The 18,238-nt window shown below is 60.2% G+C and carries 17 protein-coding genes and 1 tRNA gene; 9 read left to right on the forward strand and 9 right to left on the reverse strand.

What is annotated here, in order from left to right; all coding sequences use genetic code 11:
* Positions 1 to 3: 3 nt before the first annotated feature.
* Positions 4 to 498, forward strand: coding sequence for a tRNA adenosine(34) deaminase TadA (tadA, locus tag CXQ93_RS12485; RefSeq protein ID WP_374953406.1), 495 nt, complete (start codon positions 4 to 6; stop codon positions 496 to 498).
* On the opposite strand, the gene CXQ93_RS12490 is transcribed toward tadA, so the two are convergent.
* Together CXQ93_RS12490 and CXQ93_RS12495 are read right to left on the reverse strand one after the other, a co-directional pair.
* On the reverse strand, positions 495 to 980 hold the full coding sequence (locus CXQ93_RS12490; protein WP_258068978.1) for a hypothetical protein: 486 nt from the start codon (positions 978 to 980) through the stop codon (positions 495 to 497). The two genes, tadA and CXQ93_RS12490, sit on opposite strands and share 4 nt — an antisense overlap.
* A gap of 11 nt (positions 981 to 991) precedes the next feature.
* Positions 992 to 2,173 carry a winged helix DNA-binding domain-containing protein gene (locus CXQ93_RS12495; RefSeq protein ID WP_258068980.1) on the reverse strand — a complete coding sequence of 394 codons (1,182 nt, stop codon included), beginning with the start codon at positions 2,171 to 2,173 and terminating at the stop codon, positions 992 to 994.
* 81 nt (positions 2,174 to 2,254) lie between these two features.
* Here CXQ93_RS12495 and CXQ93_RS12500 point away from each other — a divergent pair.
* Positions 2,255 to 2,344: transfer RNA gene (locus CXQ93_RS12500), tRNA-Ser, on the forward strand.
* A 217-nt stretch (positions 2,345 to 2,561) separates the two neighbouring features.
* A complete protein-coding gene (locus tag CXQ93_RS20665; protein ID WP_181036149.1) occupies positions 2,562 to 2,702 on the forward strand; it encodes a hypothetical protein in 141 nt (46 codons plus the stop codon).
* 91 nt (positions 2,703 to 2,793) lie between these two features.
* On the opposite strand, the gene CXQ93_RS12505 is transcribed toward CXQ93_RS20665, so the two are convergent.
* A complete protein-coding gene (locus CXQ93_RS12505) occupies positions 2,794 to 3,675 on the reverse strand; it encodes an excalibur calcium-binding domain-containing protein (RefSeq protein ID WP_258068981.1) in 882 nt (293 codons plus the stop codon).
* Positions 3,676 to 3,836: 161 nt separating this feature from the next.
* Between CXQ93_RS12505 and CXQ93_RS12510 the strand changes: the two genes are divergently transcribed.
* The 5 genes from CXQ93_RS12510 (at position 3,837) to CXQ93_RS12530 (ending at position 8,577) form a co-directional block, all read left to right on the forward strand.
* On the forward strand, positions 3,837 to 4,667 hold the full coding sequence (locus tag CXQ93_RS12510) for a response regulator transcription factor (protein ID WP_258068983.1): 831 nt from the start codon (positions 3,837 to 3,839) through the stop codon (positions 4,665 to 4,667).
* Complete coding sequence (locus tag CXQ93_RS12515; RefSeq protein ID WP_104110771.1) at positions 4,658 to 6,271, forward strand: cell wall metabolism sensor histidine kinase WalK; 1,614 nt, start codon at positions 4,658 to 4,660, stop codon at positions 6,269 to 6,271. Before CXQ93_RS12510 ends, CXQ93_RS12515 begins: the two co-directional genes overlap by 10 nt.
* Positions 6,272 to 6,304: 33 nt before the next feature.
* Positions 6,305 to 6,973, forward strand: coding sequence for a hypothetical protein (locus CXQ93_RS12520; RefSeq protein ID WP_104110772.1), 669 nt, complete (start codon positions 6,305 to 6,307; stop codon positions 6,971 to 6,973).
* Positions 6,974 to 7,046: 73 nt separating this feature from the next.
* Positions 7,047 to 7,754 carry a YcnI family protein gene (locus tag CXQ93_RS12525; RefSeq protein WP_104110773.1) on the forward strand — a complete coding sequence of 236 codons (708 nt, stop codon included), beginning with the start codon at positions 7,047 to 7,049 and terminating at the stop codon, positions 7,752 to 7,754.
* A gap of 106 nt (positions 7,755 to 7,860) precedes the next feature.
* Positions 7,861 to 8,577: a DUF4232 domain-containing protein gene (locus CXQ93_RS12530; RefSeq protein WP_104110774.1), complete on the forward strand. Its 717-nt coding sequence runs from the start codon at positions 7,861 to 7,863 to the stop codon at positions 8,575 to 8,577.
* 191 nt (positions 8,578 to 8,768) lie between these two features.
* On the opposite strand, the gene CXQ93_RS12535 is transcribed toward CXQ93_RS12530, so the two are convergent.
* From CXQ93_RS12535 to CXQ93_RS12550, 4 genes are all read right to left on the reverse strand, one after another.
* Positions 8,769 to 10,094: an extracellular solute-binding protein gene (locus tag CXQ93_RS12535; RefSeq protein ID WP_104110775.1), complete on the reverse strand. Its 1,326-nt coding sequence runs from the start codon at positions 10,092 to 10,094 to the stop codon at positions 8,769 to 8,771.
* A gap of 52 nt (positions 10,095 to 10,146) precedes the next feature.
* Entirely contained in the window at positions 10,147 to 10,974 is an 828-nt protein-coding gene (locus tag CXQ93_RS12540; protein ID WP_181036161.1) for a carbohydrate ABC transporter permease, read from the reverse strand.
* 95 nt (positions 10,975 to 11,069) lie between these two features.
* Positions 11,070 to 11,987 carry a carbohydrate ABC transporter permease gene (locus tag CXQ93_RS12545; RefSeq protein WP_104110776.1) on the reverse strand — a complete coding sequence of 306 codons (918 nt, stop codon included), beginning with the start codon at positions 11,985 to 11,987 and terminating at the stop codon, positions 11,070 to 11,072.
* Entirely contained in the window at positions 11,984 to 14,011 is a 2,028-nt protein-coding gene (locus CXQ93_RS12550) for a beta-galactosidase (protein ID WP_104110777.1), read from the reverse strand. The genes CXQ93_RS12545 and CXQ93_RS12550 overlap by 4 nt, the downstream gene beginning before the upstream one ends.
* Before the next feature lie 190 nt (positions 14,012 to 14,201).
* Between CXQ93_RS12550 and CXQ93_RS12555 the strand changes: the two genes are divergently transcribed.
* Entirely contained in the window at positions 14,202 to 15,224 is a 1,023-nt protein-coding gene (locus CXQ93_RS12555; RefSeq protein ID WP_104110778.1) for a LacI family DNA-binding transcriptional regulator, read from the forward strand.
* Positions 15,225 to 15,342: 118 nt separating this feature from the next.
* On the opposite strand, the gene CXQ93_RS12560 is transcribed toward CXQ93_RS12555, so the two are convergent.
* The gene (locus CXQ93_RS12560) at positions 15,343 to 17,478 is read right to left on the reverse strand and encodes an alpha-galactosidase (protein WP_181036150.1); all 2,136 of its coding nucleotides are present in this window, start codon (positions 17,476 to 17,478) and stop codon (positions 15,343 to 15,345) included.
* A gap of 137 nt (positions 17,479 to 17,615) precedes the next feature.
* Entirely contained in the window at positions 17,616 to 18,170 is a 555-nt protein-coding gene (locus CXQ93_RS12565; RefSeq protein ID WP_146073222.1) for a hypothetical protein, read from the reverse strand.
* Positions 18,171 to 18,238 lie beyond the last annotated feature (68 nt).

Genomic DNA, 18,238 nt, shown 5'->3' on the forward strand with positions numbered 1-18,238 from the left:
GCCGTGTCCAATTCCCCAGAAATCCCAAGAATCGAGACCACTACCACGGCAATACACGCCCAATGGATGGGTATTGCCCTTGCTGAAGCGCAACGGGCCTTACTCACGGCGGACGTGCCCATTGGCGCCGTCCTGCTTGGACCGGACGGGGAAATCCTGGGTTTGGGCCGCAATGAACGCGAAGCGCATGGAGATCCGACGGCGCATGCCGAAGTAGTTGCTATCCGTGAGGCTGCCGCGAAATTGGGTGAATGGCGGCTGGCTAATTGCACGCTCGTGGTGACGCTGGAGCCCTGCACCATGTGCGCCGGGGCTATTGTATTGGCGCGAATTCCGAAGGTGGTCTTTGGTGCTTGGGATGAAAAGGCGGGCGCGGCCGGGTCAGTGTTTGATGTGCTCCGCGAACGCCGCCTCAACCATTGGGTGGAAGTTTTCCCGGGTGTGCGTGAGGACGAATGCGCGGCACTACTCAAGGACTTTTTTGGTAGCCACCGCTAAGGGCCGGCCGTGATGGTCAGCGGAACCACTGGCTGCACACAGGAAACCCGTTCGATCCCCACACGAGCCACGCGGTTGTTTTTCCCGGTGTCATCGCACCAGTCCAGATTGTAAGGATAGGCCGAGACAGTTGCTTGGCCAGGGGCGGCAGTTTTGGGGAGCGTTAGCTTTGCACTGAACCCTCCGGCGTCGTTCATCGGGGCTTGGAGCTCCACAATCTTCGCTCCGGAGGAGTCCAGCACCTCAAGGTGAATTTGAGCGTCCTCGCCGTACCTTGGATCGCAGTCAGCGTCTTGCGCTTGAACAATGAGGCTGCCACCAGGGCTAGCCGATTCTTCGCTCAGGGAAAAGGGCGGCGGCATGCAGCCCGAGTCCGACGGCGCCGCCCCGGGAGGCCCCGAACAGCCTGTCACTGCCGCACCCTTAAGCAGCGCCGTCGCCGCCGCCACTGACCACATCTTGTTCACCGTGCGCATTGTCATCCCTGCTTTCCTTAGCGTGCCGCCGCGTTGATGGCGTCGATCCGCTTTTGCCTGCTCGACGGCGAATCCAGACTGAACGAGCGGAAGTCGCCGAGGTCCTCCCGAATGAAGGTCTCAACCTCTTTAATGCGCCGCGTCACGGCCTCCGTGGGTGGCTGGAAGGTCCAGTGCGCGATGCGTTCGGCGCCGGGATCGTACTGCCACAGGCCAATAATCCGGCCGCGGTCCACGATGGGGTGGTCCGGCAGGTCCGCGGTCAGGGCCAGCTTTTCCTTGCCGATGCCCAGGCCCTTGTCCTCTTCGGCGACGTGGTCCGCCGAATTGCGGCGTAAGAGGAACAGGGAGTCAGAGCCGGCGAGCAGCTGAATCTGTTCTTGCTGGGGCTGTGCAAAATTCGCGGCAGCTTCGACGTCTGCAGGAAGCATCCACAGCCCGCCCGAATCCACCACGGTGGATTCCACGGCGCCCAGGGCTGCGAGCGCGGCCTTGCTTTGAGCCCCGGTGAAGGCCGTGAACCACTGGGTCTGCTTGAGCGTGGCACCACCAGTCCAGCGCAGGTAGTTTTCCATGAGCTTGGTCCTGGCCTGCTCCGGCGATTCGCGCGGCGCTGGCAGGGCCCACGCCGTGTAGGCGTAGCGCTGCACATCGAGCCTGCCGTTGACGGGCACGCGGCGGATGCGACCGTCGGCCTGCAGCAACCCAAGGACCGTGGGCAGGGTGGTGGAGGCGCCCTTTTTCTTGCCTTCCTCCCCTAGGCTGCGCACTGCATCGCCTAACTGCTCTTTGAGCTGCTTCGGGTCCAGCGGGCCGTCGGCGGTTTCGAGGAGCCGCAGGGTCTTGTCGGCGAGCGCCTGCATCTCGGAACGGTCGACGCCGAGCTTGTCTAATACTTTCGCCGTCGCCTCTGCGGCTCCCTGGCCAAGGGACAGGGCCCACGCGAAGTCGTCCGAGCCCAGCACGTAGGTGCAGCCGCGCGCCGTCGGAAGTTCATGGATGGCCAAGGCAGCCAAGTCCGCGTCAGCTTGCTCGCGGCGGATGCCCGCGCGGGCGAAGAGCGTCAGGTAGGGATTAGCACCGCCAATAGAGCGCGCCCACCCGGCTGTGCTGAGGACTTCCGCGGTCGTGGCGCCCAGGAGGGAGCCGTCCAGGCCTTGTTTATGCCAGTTCCAAGCACGTTGCGTTGCACTGTCCATACGGCCATCATGCCGTATTAACGATCGGCTGCAGAGGCCCATTTTTGCAGTTGGGCTTTGACCCGGTAAGGTTGACGCGTTGGTGACGTGTCCGAGCGGCCGAAGGTGCAACACTCGAAATGTTGTTCAGGTGAGAGCCTGACGTGGGTTCAAATCCCACCGTCACCGCCAAGTTGCAAGGCCCCTGCTTCCCTTTGTTTATAAGGGAGGCGGGGGTTTTGTTTTGCCCAGTCAGCAGCTGCGGCTTGGAGCCCCAAACAGGAAATTGGTAAGCTGAGATATCCGACCTAGTCGGCAAGCTTTTTTCGTTGCGCACCACACCTGCGGGGCACCAATGCAACGATGATCCCCGGCCCGGGTTCATGGGGCCGTCGAACAAAGGAAACCATTGAGCACCGAAGCTAAAAACAAGTCTGCGTCACACGAGCAGGATGAGGACCATGGCAGCCGATCCGGCAGCATCGTCGGCATTTACACAGTAGGCGGCGGAATCATTCTTTTCGCACTGCTGATCTGGTTCGGTCTCTAAGAACTACAGAAGATTTACAAAGACGCCCATCGGCATGCCGATGGGCGTCTTTTGCTTTCTTCTGCCGGGAACCCGCAACTAACGTGCTTGACTAGCGCTCGCAGGCCACTCCGTCGCTGTCACCATCCATCTTGGAACGGTAACCAGGGTCCCCTCGATAGAGAGGAGCCGCCCCCGCGGCCTTGGCTTCCGTGCAGTTTGCATAGTAGACAGCAGCCGGCACCTCAACAAGAGGCTGAATCGCCGGGGCCTGCTCCTGGGCCGCTTGTTCCTGTGCCGCCTTCTGGGCTGCTTGTTCGGCGGCCACACGCGCAGTTTCATCAGCCGCGGCCTTCGCTGCGGCAGCCTCTTGTGCTGCTGCTTTCTCAGTAGCCGCCTTTTCGGCGGCAGCCTTTTCTGTGGCGGCTTTCTGCGCCACTGCCTTTTCATCCGCAACGCGCTTCACCTCAACGCGTTTCTCCTCAGCCCGCTGCGCTACGAGCTTCTGCGAATCACTCTCCCCCATCCAAACCAGCACGCCCTCATCATCGAGTGTGCACACAAAGGTGTCCGGCCCCTCCACGACAGATTCGCCGTCCTCAAGGCACTTTTCGAGCAATACGTACTTTGGAGCCGGGCTGGGTGTTGGGCTGGGTGACGGAGTGGCCGAGGTTGTCACGGCAGCATTCATCTCGGCCAGTGGAGCGATGGCCGTGGGAGCTGGCTCCGTGGCCGGCAGCATCATCCCGCCTGCAATCAACGCCACCAGCCCAACCCCAACTGCAGCTCCAGCACTTTTACGGCGTGGGAGGCCCAGCCACGATGGGCGGCCCGTAATGAGTGAATAGAGCGCAGAAATAACAAGGAACAGCGCAAAGAGCACCAGCCAGCCAATGAATCCAACTGACGGCAACGCAATAATCAAAACCAGGAGCCAGATCGCCACCGTAATCCAAAAGGACTTTGATGGCCGCCAACGACTCTTACTGCTCATCACAGAAAAATTGCCACTCATAGTGCCCTCAACGGATCTCTAGTATTTCCAATAACAAAAATTCATCTGGACAGATGTGAGGCCAGCCTAGGCCACAAGGACACAGAGAACACACAGGGTCCATACAGTGAACCTCGTGGCCGGTACCAGAGAATAAAGACATGACATTCCCGTCCTCGCCTCCGGCAGACACCCCAGCAAACATGCCGGTAAACACTGCAGCATCAGCGGCAACTCCCGCACAAGCTCCCGCCCGGGGTTCCGCAGCAGCACCCGCCGCTCTGCCCAGGCTCACCCGCGCCGACGGCGAACCCATCCGTGCCCTGGTAGTGGATGACGAGCCCGAGCTGGCAGATCTGATGCGCCGCGGCTTGGATATCACCGGCTGGGAGGTCGCCACGGCTCACGACGGTTTTGAGGCGTTGAAGATCGCCCGCGAATTTGTCCCAGACGTCTTGGTCTTGGACATCATGATGCCTGGCATGGACGGCGTGGAACTGCTCCAACGGATCCGCACCATTTACCCCGAGGTGCCCGCTCTGTTTCTGACCGCCAAGGACGCCGTCGCAGACAAGGTCAGCGGCCTGCAGTCAGGAGGCGACGATTACGTCAGCAAACCGTTCAGCATGAAGGAAGTCCTGCTACGGCTCCACCGGATTGTCCAGCGCTCCGGTATCACTGCGCCCAGCTTCGGCTTCCTCACGGTAGGAGACTTGACCCTCAACAAGGACACCAAGGCCGTGCAGCGCGACGGCACCGAGATCACTCTGACAGCCACCGAATTTGAACTGCTCAAGTTCCTCATGGAAAACCCCCGTCATGTGGTGAGCAAAGCCCGCATTCTGGAACGCGTCTGGAACTATGACTTCGGCGGTCAAAGCAACATTGTGGAGCTCTACATCTCCTACCTACGCAAGAAAGTCGACGCCAATAGGGAGCCGATGCTGCACACTGTTCGCGGCTCCGGCTACGTGATCAAGCCATGTCAATAGGCAGCACAACACGCAAACTCATCCACCCCACCAGCTGGCACCTGAGCACCCGCCTGGTAGCCGTCATGTTGGCCCTGCTTACTGTCATTTGCGCCCTGGTGGGCATGGTGAGTTACTCGACTCTGAGCATGACAGTCAGGAGTCAGCTCGATTCCTCCCTGCAGCAAGCCTCCGTGCGTACCGTCTCCTTTTACACCAGCCAAACCACTTCCGGTCGGCCGGACCCACTCAATGCCCGTGCCACCAGCGCAGGCCAGTTAAGCGCGGTCTTGAGCAACGGCGTCGTACATTATGCAGCCATCCTCTCCGGAACGGGAGCGCGCCAGCAGCTCACCACGGCCGACGCCGACATCCTCGCCAGCCTCTCATCCGACGGTGGCCTGAGCACCAAGGAGCTCTCCATCGGCGAGTACCGGCTGCAGGCGCAAGCAGTGCCCAACGGCGACAGCCTCATCACCGGATTGCCCCTCGCCGCCACCGAGCAAACGCTGTCCACGCTGGTGCTCTCGATTGTGCTGGTCTCGTTGGCTGGACTCATGGCACTAGGCTGGGCCGGCACCGCCATCATCCGCCGCAGCATGCGCCCACTCGCGCAACTCTCGGATACCGCCACCAAAGTTTCAACGCTCAGGCTCGACGCCGGAGAGGTCGCCTTGAGTGCCCGGGTCCCCGACGCCGCGGCTCACCCAGGAACCGAGGTGGGCAATGTTGGCCACGCGTTCAACGCCATGCTGGACAACGTTTCCCATGCACTTCAAGCCAGGCAGCATAGCGAGACCAAGCTGCGCCGTTTTGTGGCCGATGCCAGCCACGAGCTGCGCACACCCCTGACCGCAATCCGTGGCTATGCCGAATTGCTGGCCATGACCGAGCAGCTGACCCCGGACGGCCAAACGTCACTGGACCGTGTGCAGGATCAATCGGTGCGGATGAGTCGGCTCGTGGAGGATCTTCTGACGTTGGCCCGACTCGACGAGACCGGGCTGGCTGGCGGCACCGGGACTGGAACAGCCGGAAAACTGATGGGCGCCCCCACCATCGTGAACATGAGCCCGCTGGTCATGGAAGCTGTCCGCGATATTCAGGTGGCCACCCCTGATCACATCTGGAGCTTTGCGGTACCCGATGAACCCGTTGAGGTCTTAGGTGAAGATACGGCCCTGCGGCAGGTACTGCTGAATTTGGTGGCCAACGCCGCCAAGCACACGCCGGCAGGAACGGCAGTCCACGCAGCGTTGTCCCACACCCCCGATGACTGGTGCCTGTTGGAGGTCAGCGACAACGGCCCCGGGATCGACCCTGCGTTCCAGAGCGTCGTTTTTGACCGGTTCTCGCGCGCAGATCAGGCCCGCACCGGCACCTCCGGCAGTACCGGGCTCGGTCTGAGTATTGTGCAGGGCATTGTGCGCGCGCACCATGGAACCGTAGCCGTAACCAGCGTGCCGGGGCACACCACCTTTACTATCCGCCTGCCCGGCGCAGCAGGCGCGGCAGGGACGGCCCGTACGTCAACAGCTCCGGCAGCGCCGGGAACTGCAGCGGCATCCGCCGCTGCTGCAGCCCCTGGATCTCCCGAGGTGCAACAGGGTACTTTTCCTCGATAAGCTATATCCACTAGCTGATGCGAAGGGAGCCCCGTGCCACACGCTCCCTTTAGGCTGCTCCGAACCACTGTCATGGGTGCCACCATCCTTGGTCTGGCAGCCGCAGCACACGTGGTTGCTGGAGGTACGCTGCCCGCGCCGGCCATCATGGCCGCTTTACTGGCTCTGCACATCTTGTTCACCACTGTGGCCACGAAGTTCAAGCTGACTCTGCCCGTCATGATGGCTCTGTTGGTCAGCAGCCAAGCAGTCCTGCACCAAGGCTTTGAAAGCCTCTCGCACGGCACTCACACTCTGCTTGGCCCGGGCGCAGAAGCACTGAACCATCACGGGATGTCCGCTGAAGCGCACGATTCTGCCGCCTTGGCAGCCGCATTTGCACCAGGTCTTGCAACACCGGGCTTGGCGCCGTCGGGCATGGAAATCCTGAGCCATTCCGGGCCTCTTGCTGGCTGGATGTGGGCCGCCCACCTCGCGGCAGCTCTCGCCACAGCGGGCCTGCTGGCTTACGGTGAGAACGCCCTCTGGTCCCTGGCGAATTGGCTTCGCCCGATCTACCAATGCGCCACCGCTGTCCTGGTTGTTCCGGTGCAATCGGTGCCCTCAAGCGTGGTCCCACGCCCGCTGCCGCGCCTTCCATGGCGCAATTTACGCCCCAATACACGCCGCGGACCGCCCCTTTCGGCAGCAGTATTCGCCTAGCACCCTTCGAACTCATCGCAGGGTGCCATCCCTGTATTTTTTTGCGCATCTGCGCGTTCGAAAGGTTTTCATCATGCGTTTTTCCCGTACCCTCAAGACCACCCTCGCCGTCGGCGCCACCAGCACGTTGATGTTGGTGGGGCTGGGCAGCGCCTCGGCTCACGTCAGCGCCACACCCACGGAAACGGCCGCCGGCGCCTACACCCTGGTCACGTTTGCTGTGGGCCACGGTTGCGATGGTTCTTCCACTACCTCGATGACCATCACCTTGCCCGAGGAGCTGAACGAGGCCACCCCCACTGTCAACCCGAACTGGACCATCAGCACGGCCACGCAGAAGCTGGACACCCCCCGCACCTTGGCCAACGGCAGCAAAATCAGCGAGCGCACCCAGTCCATCACCTACACAGCTAAGACTCCGCTGGCTGACCACGAGCGCGACACCTTCACGCTCTCTCTGCAGCTGCCGGAGGCCGCCGGGACTACCCTGAACTTCCCTACCCTGCAGAAGTGTGAAACGGGTCAGACCGATTGGAAGGACATCCCGGCCGCTGGTGCCGACCACGATTCTGTCGATGCGCCCGCCCCTGCCTTCACCGTCACGAAGGCAGTGGCGGAGGATTCCCACGGCGGTCACGGCACCACGTCCGCCGCCAGTTCTGAAGTTGCACAGAAGAACGACGGCGGCACCTCCTGGGCTGCATGGGTTGGCTTGGGTGCGGGGTTGGCTGGGCTGATCCTGGGCGGATTAGCCTTCATGCGAAGCTCTAAAAAGGCGTAGCAGCCGCGCAATTGCGCTAACGCGTCGGTGCGGCCCCATTAATTGGTGCCGCATCGATGCGGCGGGGACAGTTGACTCGGGTATCGAGGCGCGCAAAGGTGGTGACATGACTACCTCCCTGCGGACCACTTCCAACCGACGCCAGTGGGGTACGGCATTTGCCCTAGCCGCGGTCATCGGGTTAAGCGGCTCACTGGCTGCGTGCACCCCCGGGACTCCTGCTGCATCGCCTACCGCCCCGGATTCCACCAGCAGCCCCGTAACCTCCAGCCCCAGCGCAAGTTCAGCTGCCCCCACGGCGGAGGAAACGCCGTCGTCCACGGCAAGCCCGGGCAGCCCGGAAACCACGGAAGCCACGGAAGCCACGGAAGCCACAGCAAGCACAACCCCCTCAGACCAAGCCACAGCGCTATGCCCGGCAGCCTCACTGAAAGGCTCTCTCGATGACAGTGGTGGCGGGGCGGCAGGTCATATCTACATGAAGCTGGTAGTGACGAATACGTCGGGAGCCACCTGCATTCTGGACGGCTACCCGGGCGTTTCGATGGAGGCCGCTGGAAGCAGCACTCCGATCGGGGCACCGGCGGATCGGGATCCTGCGGCGCCGTCGAATGGTCCCATCACGCTGACACCGGGCCAGAGCGCGGCCGCCACTCTGCGCTATACCCAGGCAGGCAATTACCAGAACTGCCAGCGCGTGCAAGCTGACTCCATTCTTGTGTACCCGCCGAGTGCCACCGACAGCCTTGAAATTGGGCACCCGTTGACGGCGTGCAGCAATGACGACGTTAAACTGCTGTCGATCGGCGCGTTCATGCCGTAAGCGGCCCGAACCCGCTATTGCCGGATCTTAGGGGCGGTTCGCCGCTATCGTGGCGGAACATCGTCTGCGAAAAGTTCCGAATGCAGTGCTGCCCCAGTTAAATTAAAATGAACTGGTGCCCCGCAGGAATTCCTGCGGGGCACCAGTTCACTTTATGTGCCTGAACGGCACTTACTTAGGCAATCGGGTAATTACTCAGCAACGGGAATGGACTGAGTTTTCAGTTCCTTGATGGTTGCTTCTTGAGCGGATTTCAGCGAATCCGTAAGAGTCCCCTTGCCGGTGACGGCTGCTTTGAAGCCGTCTGAAACGCTGTTGTACGTTTGAGTCATGGTCGGACCCCAGACAAATGTGCTGGAAACCTGGTTCGCCGAGGCCGCGAAGATGTCATAGATCTTCTGGTCGCCGTAGAATTCGACGCCTTCCTTGAGTGAAGGCAGGTCCAGGCCGGCCGTTGTAGCCGGGTACAGGTTCGCAGACTCGTTAAGCATGGTCAGGGATTCACTTGAGGTGTTGAGCCAAAGTGCAAACTTGGTGGCCTCGTAAGGGTGCTCAGAACCGTTGAAGACAACGGTTGAGGAACCGCCCCAGTTACCGCTGGTGTTATCGTCCTTTTTCCACTGCGGCATCGGAGCAACGCTCCAGTTTCCTGCGGTGTCAGGTGCTCCGGAAGCGATGGAGTTTGCGCCCCATACTGCAGAGTTCCAGCTCCAGACCTTGCCCGTGTTGTAGGCGTTGTCCCACTCCGACGTCCAGCCGGGGAAGCTGGATACGAGATCGCGGTCAATCAAATCCTGCCAGTAGTCAGCTACGGTGGTGCTTCCGGTGCCGGTCAGCGCCACGTTCCACTTGTCGCCGTCGTTCTTGAACCAGGTGTCACCCGTCTGCCACACCAGGCCGGCGAACTGATTGACATCGTTCTGTGAGAAGTTGGTGATGTAGCTGCCGGTCTTGCGGACTTCAACGGCAGCTTTTTCGAACTCTTCCCACGTGGTGGGAACAGCAATGTTGTTCTTCTTGAAGAGATCGCTGCGGTAGAACAGCGCCATGGGGCCGGTGTCCTGAGGGATTCCGTAGGCGGCGTTCTCTTCGCCGAAACTGACCTGGTTCCAGGCCCACGGAATGAAGGTGCTTTCTGCGTCAGCTACGTCCTGGCACGCGGCAATGTTGGTCAGGCCGTCCTGAACGCGGAAGTTGGGCAGAGCATCGTATTCAACTTGTCCAAGGTCCGGGGCGTTGCCGGCCTTGAGCTGGTTGAAGAAGTTCTGGTACGTTCCGCTGTTTCCGTTCGGCCCGGTCTGCACCTTGACCTGGATTTCTGGATTGGCCTTGTTCCAAACATCAACCACGTCTTCAATCCCGGGAATCCAGGATGTGAAGGACAGTGTTACCGGGCCATCCGCGGGCGTGCATTGGATTGCGGCACCGGCGGTGTCGCCCGAATCGCTGCTCGAGCACCCGGTGAGGGCAATGGCTGAAAGGACGGCGACTGCGATGGCGCTTTTAAAGGGTTTCATTTCTTCCTTGAAGTGATTGTTTTAGGGGGATAAGAAAATGCAGGGGTGAAAACTATTTGACTGAGCCGGCGCCAAGTCCGCTGCGCCAGAAGCGCTGCAGGAACAAGAACGCAATGATCAGCGGAATGATCGATAGCAGTGCGCCGACCAGTACATACATCCGGAGTTCGGGGATTTGGTTGATCTGAGAGTTCCAGGTGTAAAGCCCGAGGGTAACGGGGAAGTTTCCTTCATCGCGCAGCATGATCAGCGGAAGGAAGAAGTTGTTCCAAATCGCTACGAATTGGAAGAGGAAAACGGTGACCAAAGCCGGGAACATCAGCTTCACTGAAACGCTGAAGAAGGTGCGTACTTCGCTGGCACCATCCAATCGGGCGGCTTCCATGAGCTCGTCGGGGACACTGGATCCGGCGTAAATACGGGTCAAGTAGACGCCAAACGGACTCACGATGCTGGGCAGGAATACGGCCCAGAATGTGTTGGTCGCGTTGACCTGGCTAAACATGAGGAACAGCGGCAGGGCCAAGGCTGTTGCCGGAACCAGCACACCGCCAAGAATGACATTGAAGATCAACTCCCGGCCTTTAAAGCTGTACTTAGCCAGAGCGTAACCGCACATTCCGGCAAGCACCGTAGCTATAAGTGCACCACCGCCGGCGTACGCCAGGCTGTTGCCGATCCAGCGCAGGAATACGCCGTCGCGGTATGTCAGGACATTGCCAACATTCTCGAAGAAGTTGAATTCTGAGAACCAGAGCGGGTTGGTGCTGGTCAGATCGCCCTTGGACTTCGTTGCGGAAACGAAGAGCCACCAGATTGGGATGAGGAAGTAAAAGGCAAAGACCGCCATGATGAGCATGGCGCCCATGCGCGGGAGCATCTGTTCGCGGGGGCCGCGGGCCTTGGAATAGGTCAAGGCGGGTTCACGCCGTCGGCTGTTCGGCTTCGAAGGGCTCGTTGCTTGCTTATTCACGATCAGTTGCCCTTCGGGTGGGTGAACTTAAGGAAGGCGAAAGACAAGATGAAGGTTGTCAATGCAAGGACAACAGACATCGCCGCAGCCAAGTGGATGTTCGGGATGGACGAGGTGGTCAGCACCGCCAGGTTAGGAGTGAAGGTGCTGTTGACGGCGGAGCTGAATGTGCGGAAAACCTGAGGTTCGGCAAGAAGCTGCAGTGTTCCAATGATGGAGAAGATGGCCGTCATGATGATGGCAGGAGTTACCAGCGGAATCTTGATGGACAGCGCTATGCGCAGCTGTCCGGCGCCGTCGAGCCGTGCGGCCTCATAGATCTCCGTCGGGATGGATAACAGCGACGAGTAGATGATGAGCATGTTGTACCCAACAAAGACCCAGGTCACCACATTGGCCATGGCCCACAACACCAAGTCTGCCGAGAGGAAATTGATCTTGCTGGTGACTTCTGTAAACGGTGAGAGGTTGGGCGAGTACAAAAAGCCCCACATGATGGCGGCGATGACGCCCGGGACTGCGTACGGCACAAAGAACGCTAGGCGGAAGAATTTCTTACCGCGAACCAGCGGAGAATCCAGCAGCAAGGCAAAGAGCAGCGCCAATCCCAGCATGACCGGAACCTGTACGGCACCGAACAAGAAGACCCTGCCGATGGATTCCCAGAAGGGTCCGTTCTGGAAAACGGCGATGTATTGGGTGAAGCCACCGAATACTTCTTTCGCCTTCCCAAAGGTGCCTTGCCTGTCCACCTTCAAGAATGATTGGTAGAGGGCGTAGCTAATGGGAGCTAAGTAGAACAAGAGGAAGAGCACGCCGAACGGTGCTACAAAGAGTACGATCGCTTTCTTGAATTTGTTCTTCGGCTTCCGGTTTTCAAGCACCGCGGGCTCAGCGTTGAGCAGTTCAGTGCGGCTCATGGCATTACTTCCTCTCGGATTACACGTACGGATCCCGCAGGAACCGTGAGTGTCTGGGAAATGTCAGTCTTGGTGAGAATCTCGTGCCCCGTGGTGGACACGCTGCGCTCTTGCTGGCTGTGGTTGATGACGAACAAATATGAATTATCAGCACTCGAGCGCCGCACCATTTCCAAGTTGGCGTCAGCCTCGGGGGCAACTGGTGTCACGCCTGCGCCGTCGAGCGCGTTGCGGACCACGGCGCTCAAGCCGGCCGGGTCTAGGACGGTTCCGAGGTACCATGCGCGTCCTTGGCCAAAATTGTTGACCGTGACGGCAGCGCCGCCGGGTGTTGGCCCAGCAACGTAGGACGTGACGGCGGTAGCCCCGTGCAAGGTGGTCTTTTCAGCCCAAAGCGAGGACGTCCGGCCATCGGAGAGTTCCAGAACCTGCTCCGGCAGCAGGGGTGCGAACTCTTCCGTGCGGATCCCGAGCATGTCCCGGAAGGCACCTGGGTAGCCGCCGGTGCGTACACGGTCTTCTTCGTCAACGATTCCGCTGTAGAAGGTAACTACCGCGTGACCGCCGTTGTGCACATAATCATTGATCTGTGCGGCGTGTTCATCGGAGATCATGTACAGCGTGGGGACAACGACGATCGAGAATCCGCTCAGATCGGAACCCGGGGCAACCATGGTCACGGTGATGCCCTGTGCATGGAAGGCCGCATAGATCGCGTGGGCCTGTTTCAAGTAGAAGATCGCGGCGGAGGGACGTGTTTCGGCGTCGACCGCCCACCAGGATTCCCAGCTGAACACGAAGGCAACGTTGGATTCAACGCGGCTGCCAACAACCTCGGCCAAGCCGGCAACGGTTTGACCCAGTTCCACAACGTCGCGCCAGAGTTGGCTGTCCTTGCCCGCATGGGGCATGAGCGCGGAATGGAATTTCTCGGATCCCTGAAGGGAGGCACGCCACTGGAAGAAGCAAACGCCGTCGGCACCACGGGCCACATGGGCCAAGGAGTTGCGCATCATTTCGCCCGGTGCCTTAGCAAGGTTGTGCGGCTGCCAGTTCACGCCGCCGGTGGAGTGTTCCATGAGAATCCACGGCGCATTCTGGGCCAGTCCGCGGGTGAGGTCTGCGGAGAACGACAGCTCCGTGGTGGGTTCACCCAAACGGTTATCCAAGTAGTGATCGTTGGCGATGATGTCCATGTCCGCTGTCCACGTGAAGTAGTCCATGTTGCGGATGTGGGCGGTCACCATGAAGTTGGTGGTCACGGGAATGTCGCTGTGGCGGCGAATAATGTCCGCTTCGAGCAGGTAGTTGCTGCGCAGTTCCTCGCTACTGAAGCGACGGAAATCCATGCTCTGCCCGGGATTGCGGCTGGAGAGGGTAAGCCGGGGTGTCCAGATTTCACTCCAGTGCGAAACCCGCTGGCTCCAGAAATCGGTGCCCCACGCTGTGTTGAGTGCATCAAGGCTCTCATAGCGCTTCATCAGCCAGTCACGGAACGCCTCAGCGGAGGTTTCGCAATAGCAGTGTGCGTTGTGGCAACCAATTTCATTGGACACATGCCACAGTGCCACGGCGGGATGACTGCCGTAGCGCTGGGCTACTTGCTCGACGAGCAGGGCGGCATGGTGGCGGTAGATCGGTGAGCTGGGACAGAACGCCTGCCGGCCGCCCGGGTACCGCCGGGTGCCATCTTCGACCTTGGGCAGAACCTCCGGGAAAGTGGTTGTCAGCCAAGGCGGCGGCGAGGCCGTTGCCGTTCCCAGGTTGATGCTGATTCCATTGGCATGCAGCAAGTCGATGATGGCATCGAGGTTGGTGAAGTTGTACTCACCTTGGCGTGGCTCAAGATGTGACCAGCCAAAAATATTGATAGCAACAAAGTTGACGCCTGCCTGCTTCATCGCGGCAACATCGTCAACCCAAACAGCCGGATCCCATTGTTCCGGGTTGTAGTCGCACCCAAAGGCCATCCCGGATTCCAAGTCGATGACTGGACGGGGAGGCCCCTCGTGTGTGCTGTGCATGAAAATCCTTACGTGGTGCGAAGTGATGATTCACAGCCAGCGCCTCACGCCTCTGTGAACGTTCACAGGCATGAGCGGTCAATGCGACGCCTCGGTTTTCTGTGAACGTACACAGACTATGGTGGGCGTCACAAAGATGTCAAATTATTAGCAATATCTACATCCATCTTGGCCCCGGTAAGGTGGTGGAATGACTCCTTCACCCGGCAGAAAAAAGCGCGCAACCATTCTTGACGTTGCAACGGTTGCAGGGATCTCACGGGGAACAGTGAGTAGGGTCCTCAACGGAGAGCCTTATGTTTCCGATGAGGCACGGGCTGCCGTCAACAAAGCCATCAAGGAAGTTGGCTATGTCCCCAACATGGCTGCCCGGAACTTGGTGCGGCAACGCTCTCAAGCCGTGGGACTGCTCATTCACGAGCCGCATGCGCTGTTCCTGGAAGATCCAAACATCGGCTCGATCATGCTCGGGGCGAATACCGTGCTCTCCCAAGCCGGGTATCAAATGGTGTGTTTGATTATTGATTCCGAGCTGGATGTCAACAGGATTGGGCAGTACCTCAACGGCGGATCCATCGATGGCGCCATTGTTATTTCAGCGAGCGAGAATGATCCCATCACGGAGCTCATTGAGCAGCTGGCCATGGCTTCGGCTTTTGTGGGGCTGCCGCCCAATCATCGCCCGCTTCCTTTCGTATCCATCGACAACAAAAAGGCCGCGGCAGAAATTACTGCACGGCTCAAGGCCTCTGGGCGAACGCAGATCGGCATGATCGCTTCTGCTTTGGGTCGCGCAGCGGGAGCCGATCGACTAGCCGGTTTTGCGGACGCCATGGGATCGAGTTATCGCCCGGAGCACGTCGCGAAGGTGGAGCATTTCTCCTTTGACGCTGGAATTACCGGAATGCGCGAACTTCTTGAAAGCTGCCCCACCATCGATGCTGTTTTTGCTGCCTCCGACGCCGTTGCTGCGGGCGCGTTGAGCGTTCTGCAACGGATTGGCCGCCGGGTGCCTGAGGATATCGCCATTGTCGGCTTCGATGACAGCGTCTGGGCACAGCGCACCAATCCCCCACTCTCCACCGTGCGCCAGCCCGCCTCCGAACTCGGTGCGCAAGCCGCCGAACTGGTACTGGCTCAGTTGCGGGGCGAGGAGATCAACCGGGACGGGGTGTACTTGGAAACGACTATCGTGTGGCGCGAATCCGCCTGACCCGTACGACGGCGGCACTCGCCGATGGTGGTCTGCTCCCGTTTGGCTGGTGGGCAGATCCTCTTCAGGGCCCGCCCACCAGTGAGCTGTTGCTCTCCGTTTTGCTAGTTGGTACTACTTAGGCGTCAGCCTGGCTGAGCATGATGAGCACCGACTGTTCCGGGAAGAGGACTGGGGCTTGTATGCCCACGGTGCCTAGGACGGTGCCCGAGAGCACGCTTTCGTGCAGTGGCCAGTCCAGCGGGGATTGCCCATTGCCAACTTCGTCATCAAGAGGATGTGACAAGGTCACGCGGTAGCGGCCTTCGGGGGACAAACCGGGCAGGGTGATCCGGCCGGAAGGGTAGGTGATGGAAGCTTCGCGTTGGGTGAGGGCGAAGATGGCGCGTTTGCCGTCCTGGGCTACCACACCGCGAAGGTCCATGGCGGGATCGGCGAGATCTGCGTGTACCGAAACGCCGGTGTGGAAAAGAGTCCGGTTCTCCTTGTGGAAGCCCACCCATTGGGCCAGTTCCGCAGTTTGTTCCTCGCTGATATCGGTGATGTTCCATTCGATGCCAAAGTGGCCAAAGATGGCTGTGCGGGCCATGAACCCCAGGCTGTGTTGGCGGCGGGTGGAATGCGAGATCGGCCCACCAATGTGGGCGCCCATCAGCTCATAGGGGATCAGCAGACCGGTGTTGGCCTGGTTGTCGAGCCGCTCGATCGGGTCGATGCAGTCGCTCGTCCAGATCCTGTCCGTGTAATCCAAGATCCCAAGGTCCACGCGGGCACCACCGGAAGCGCAGCTTTCAATCTCCACGTTGGGGTGCCGGGACTTCAACTCGCCCAGCAAACGGTACAGCGCCAAGGTGGTGTCCCTGACGGCGGCTTGGCCGGTGCGCGGATCGGCGGCGTCCAGCAGGTCCCTATTGTGGTCCCACTTGATGTAGCTAATGGGGTACTCGGAGAGGATGGCGTCAACGCGACCCAGTAGGTAGTCAAAGCACTCCGGATGCGCCAGGTTGAGCACTTGCTGCTGGCGGCCACTGGCAGGCCAACGGCCGTCTGCGTGCAGAATCCACTCAGGGTGATTGCGGGCCAACTCACTATCAGGATTGACCATTTCGGGTTCAAACCAGAGGCCAAACTCCATGCCAAGCTCGTGGACGTGGTTGATGATGGGGCTAAGACCTTCGGCCCACACTGCGGGATCAACAAACCAGTCGCCTAGGCCGGCAGTGTCGTCGCGGCGACCCAAGAACCAGCCGTCATCGAGCACAAAACGTTCCACGCCGACGGCGGCTGCCTTGTCTGCCAGAGCTGACAAGGTGGCAAGGTCGTGGTCAAAATAGACGGCCTCCCAGGTGTTCAAGGTGACGGGGCGAGGCCGAGTGGGATGTTGGGTACGCTGACGCAGATCCTGATGGAAACGCCCAGACAACTCGTCCAGCCCGATACCCCAGGAGCCCAGTGCCCACGGCGTCGCGTAGCTTTCGCCCGGAGCCAGGACCACTTCGCCCGGTAGCAGGAGCTCCCCAGCCGTGAGGAAGTTATCGCTGGTGATGGTGCGTTCGGCGCTGAGCCGATGGTTGCCGCTCCAGGCCAGATGCACACCGTGCACCACGCCGCTGCGATGACCAAAGCCGGCAGAACCGGCCAGCATGAGCAGCGTGGCGTCCGCGCCGGGACGACCTCGGCGGCTTTCGCGCACGTGCGCACCGACGGTGAGCGGCCGCTGCTGGGCGGACCGTTCCTTCAAATGGCGCCCAGTGGCGTCCTGAATAGTGGTAGCCGTCGCGGGCAGCGGGAAGAGTGTGGCGAGCTGGTGCAGCTGATAATCAGTGGAGCCCAAGTTCGTCAGAGTGTGCCGTTGGCGCAGCACACCATGGGGACTGAGAGCCAGATCGGTAACCAACCGCAGTTCGGCTGCGGAGTCTTCTGCGGTGATGGTGAGGCCGTGCGCGGTGGAGGTGACCGCCGTCGTGCTTAATGCGCTGGCCCAAGCTGTGCGCTCACGCTGCCCCTGAAGCGCCGGCGAGCCCTGCCAACCAAAGGTTTCCTGAGGCAGGAGTGTCAATCTGGCGGGAACATCAATACCACCCGATACACGTTGCGGGCGGGAGGCTACGGCGAGGGAGCTCAGCTCATCCGAGGATAGGACACCTGTTGCCTGCCCCCAGTGGATGATCGTAGGGAGGCCTGCTGTGCTCAGATCAACAATGACTGAGGTGCCGCCGCGATGCAGCTGCATGTAGGAAGAGTCAGAATTCATTCATTAGTTTTATATCGAAAGAAAATACCTGTCAAAAGCCCTCTTGATAAACCACACCCACGCACGCGCGGCCCGTAATTCAAGTCCGTCCATTAAGAATGGACCACGCTGAACCTCTTCAGCGTGCCACTTCGAACTTAGGGCCGGTTCGCCTCATCGCGGTCGAACTCTTCGAAGGAACCAATGAAGTCCGGCTCACTGTCCGCCGATTCCCGGCGGCGCCCGTGGCGCATCATGTGCAGCCGGTAAGCGCCGATGGCCAGCATGGCGGTGGTCAGCAAGTGCAGTGCGCCACCCAAGATATCGGTGCGGATCAGCGCAGCGAGCAGGCCCGCCAGCATCACCCCTGAGCCGAGTGTCATCAGGAGCCGCAAGCGTTCAAAATATCCATAAACCACAATGGCTGCACCCAGGACCATCCAAGGCCCTGCGCCATTCAGAAACGGCAATAAGGCGGACAGCCCAACGCCCAACGCCGTGCCGCCGGCAAGGTACAGGTAGTGGTTGCGCGGAGCAATCCACCATGAGGGGTGCTTCCACAGCCAAGCAGCACTGCCGGCACACGCTATCAGGGTGCCTGCGGCCAAGAAGCCAGCGTCGGCACCGTTGCCGTGTTGGGTCATCATACTGATGGCTCCGGAGATCAAAAAGAGGAGCGCGAAACCCAACAAGGGAACCCAATTATTCCCCACATGGCGTGTCTGCACTGCCCTACGACCTCCCCAGATTGTCTGTATCAGGTGTATCGGCAGGCACGTTT

It is taken from the genome of Arthrobacter sp. N199823 (assembly GCF_002929705.1).
Lineage (GTDB): Bacteria > Actinomycetota > Actinomycetes > Actinomycetales > Micrococcaceae > Specibacter.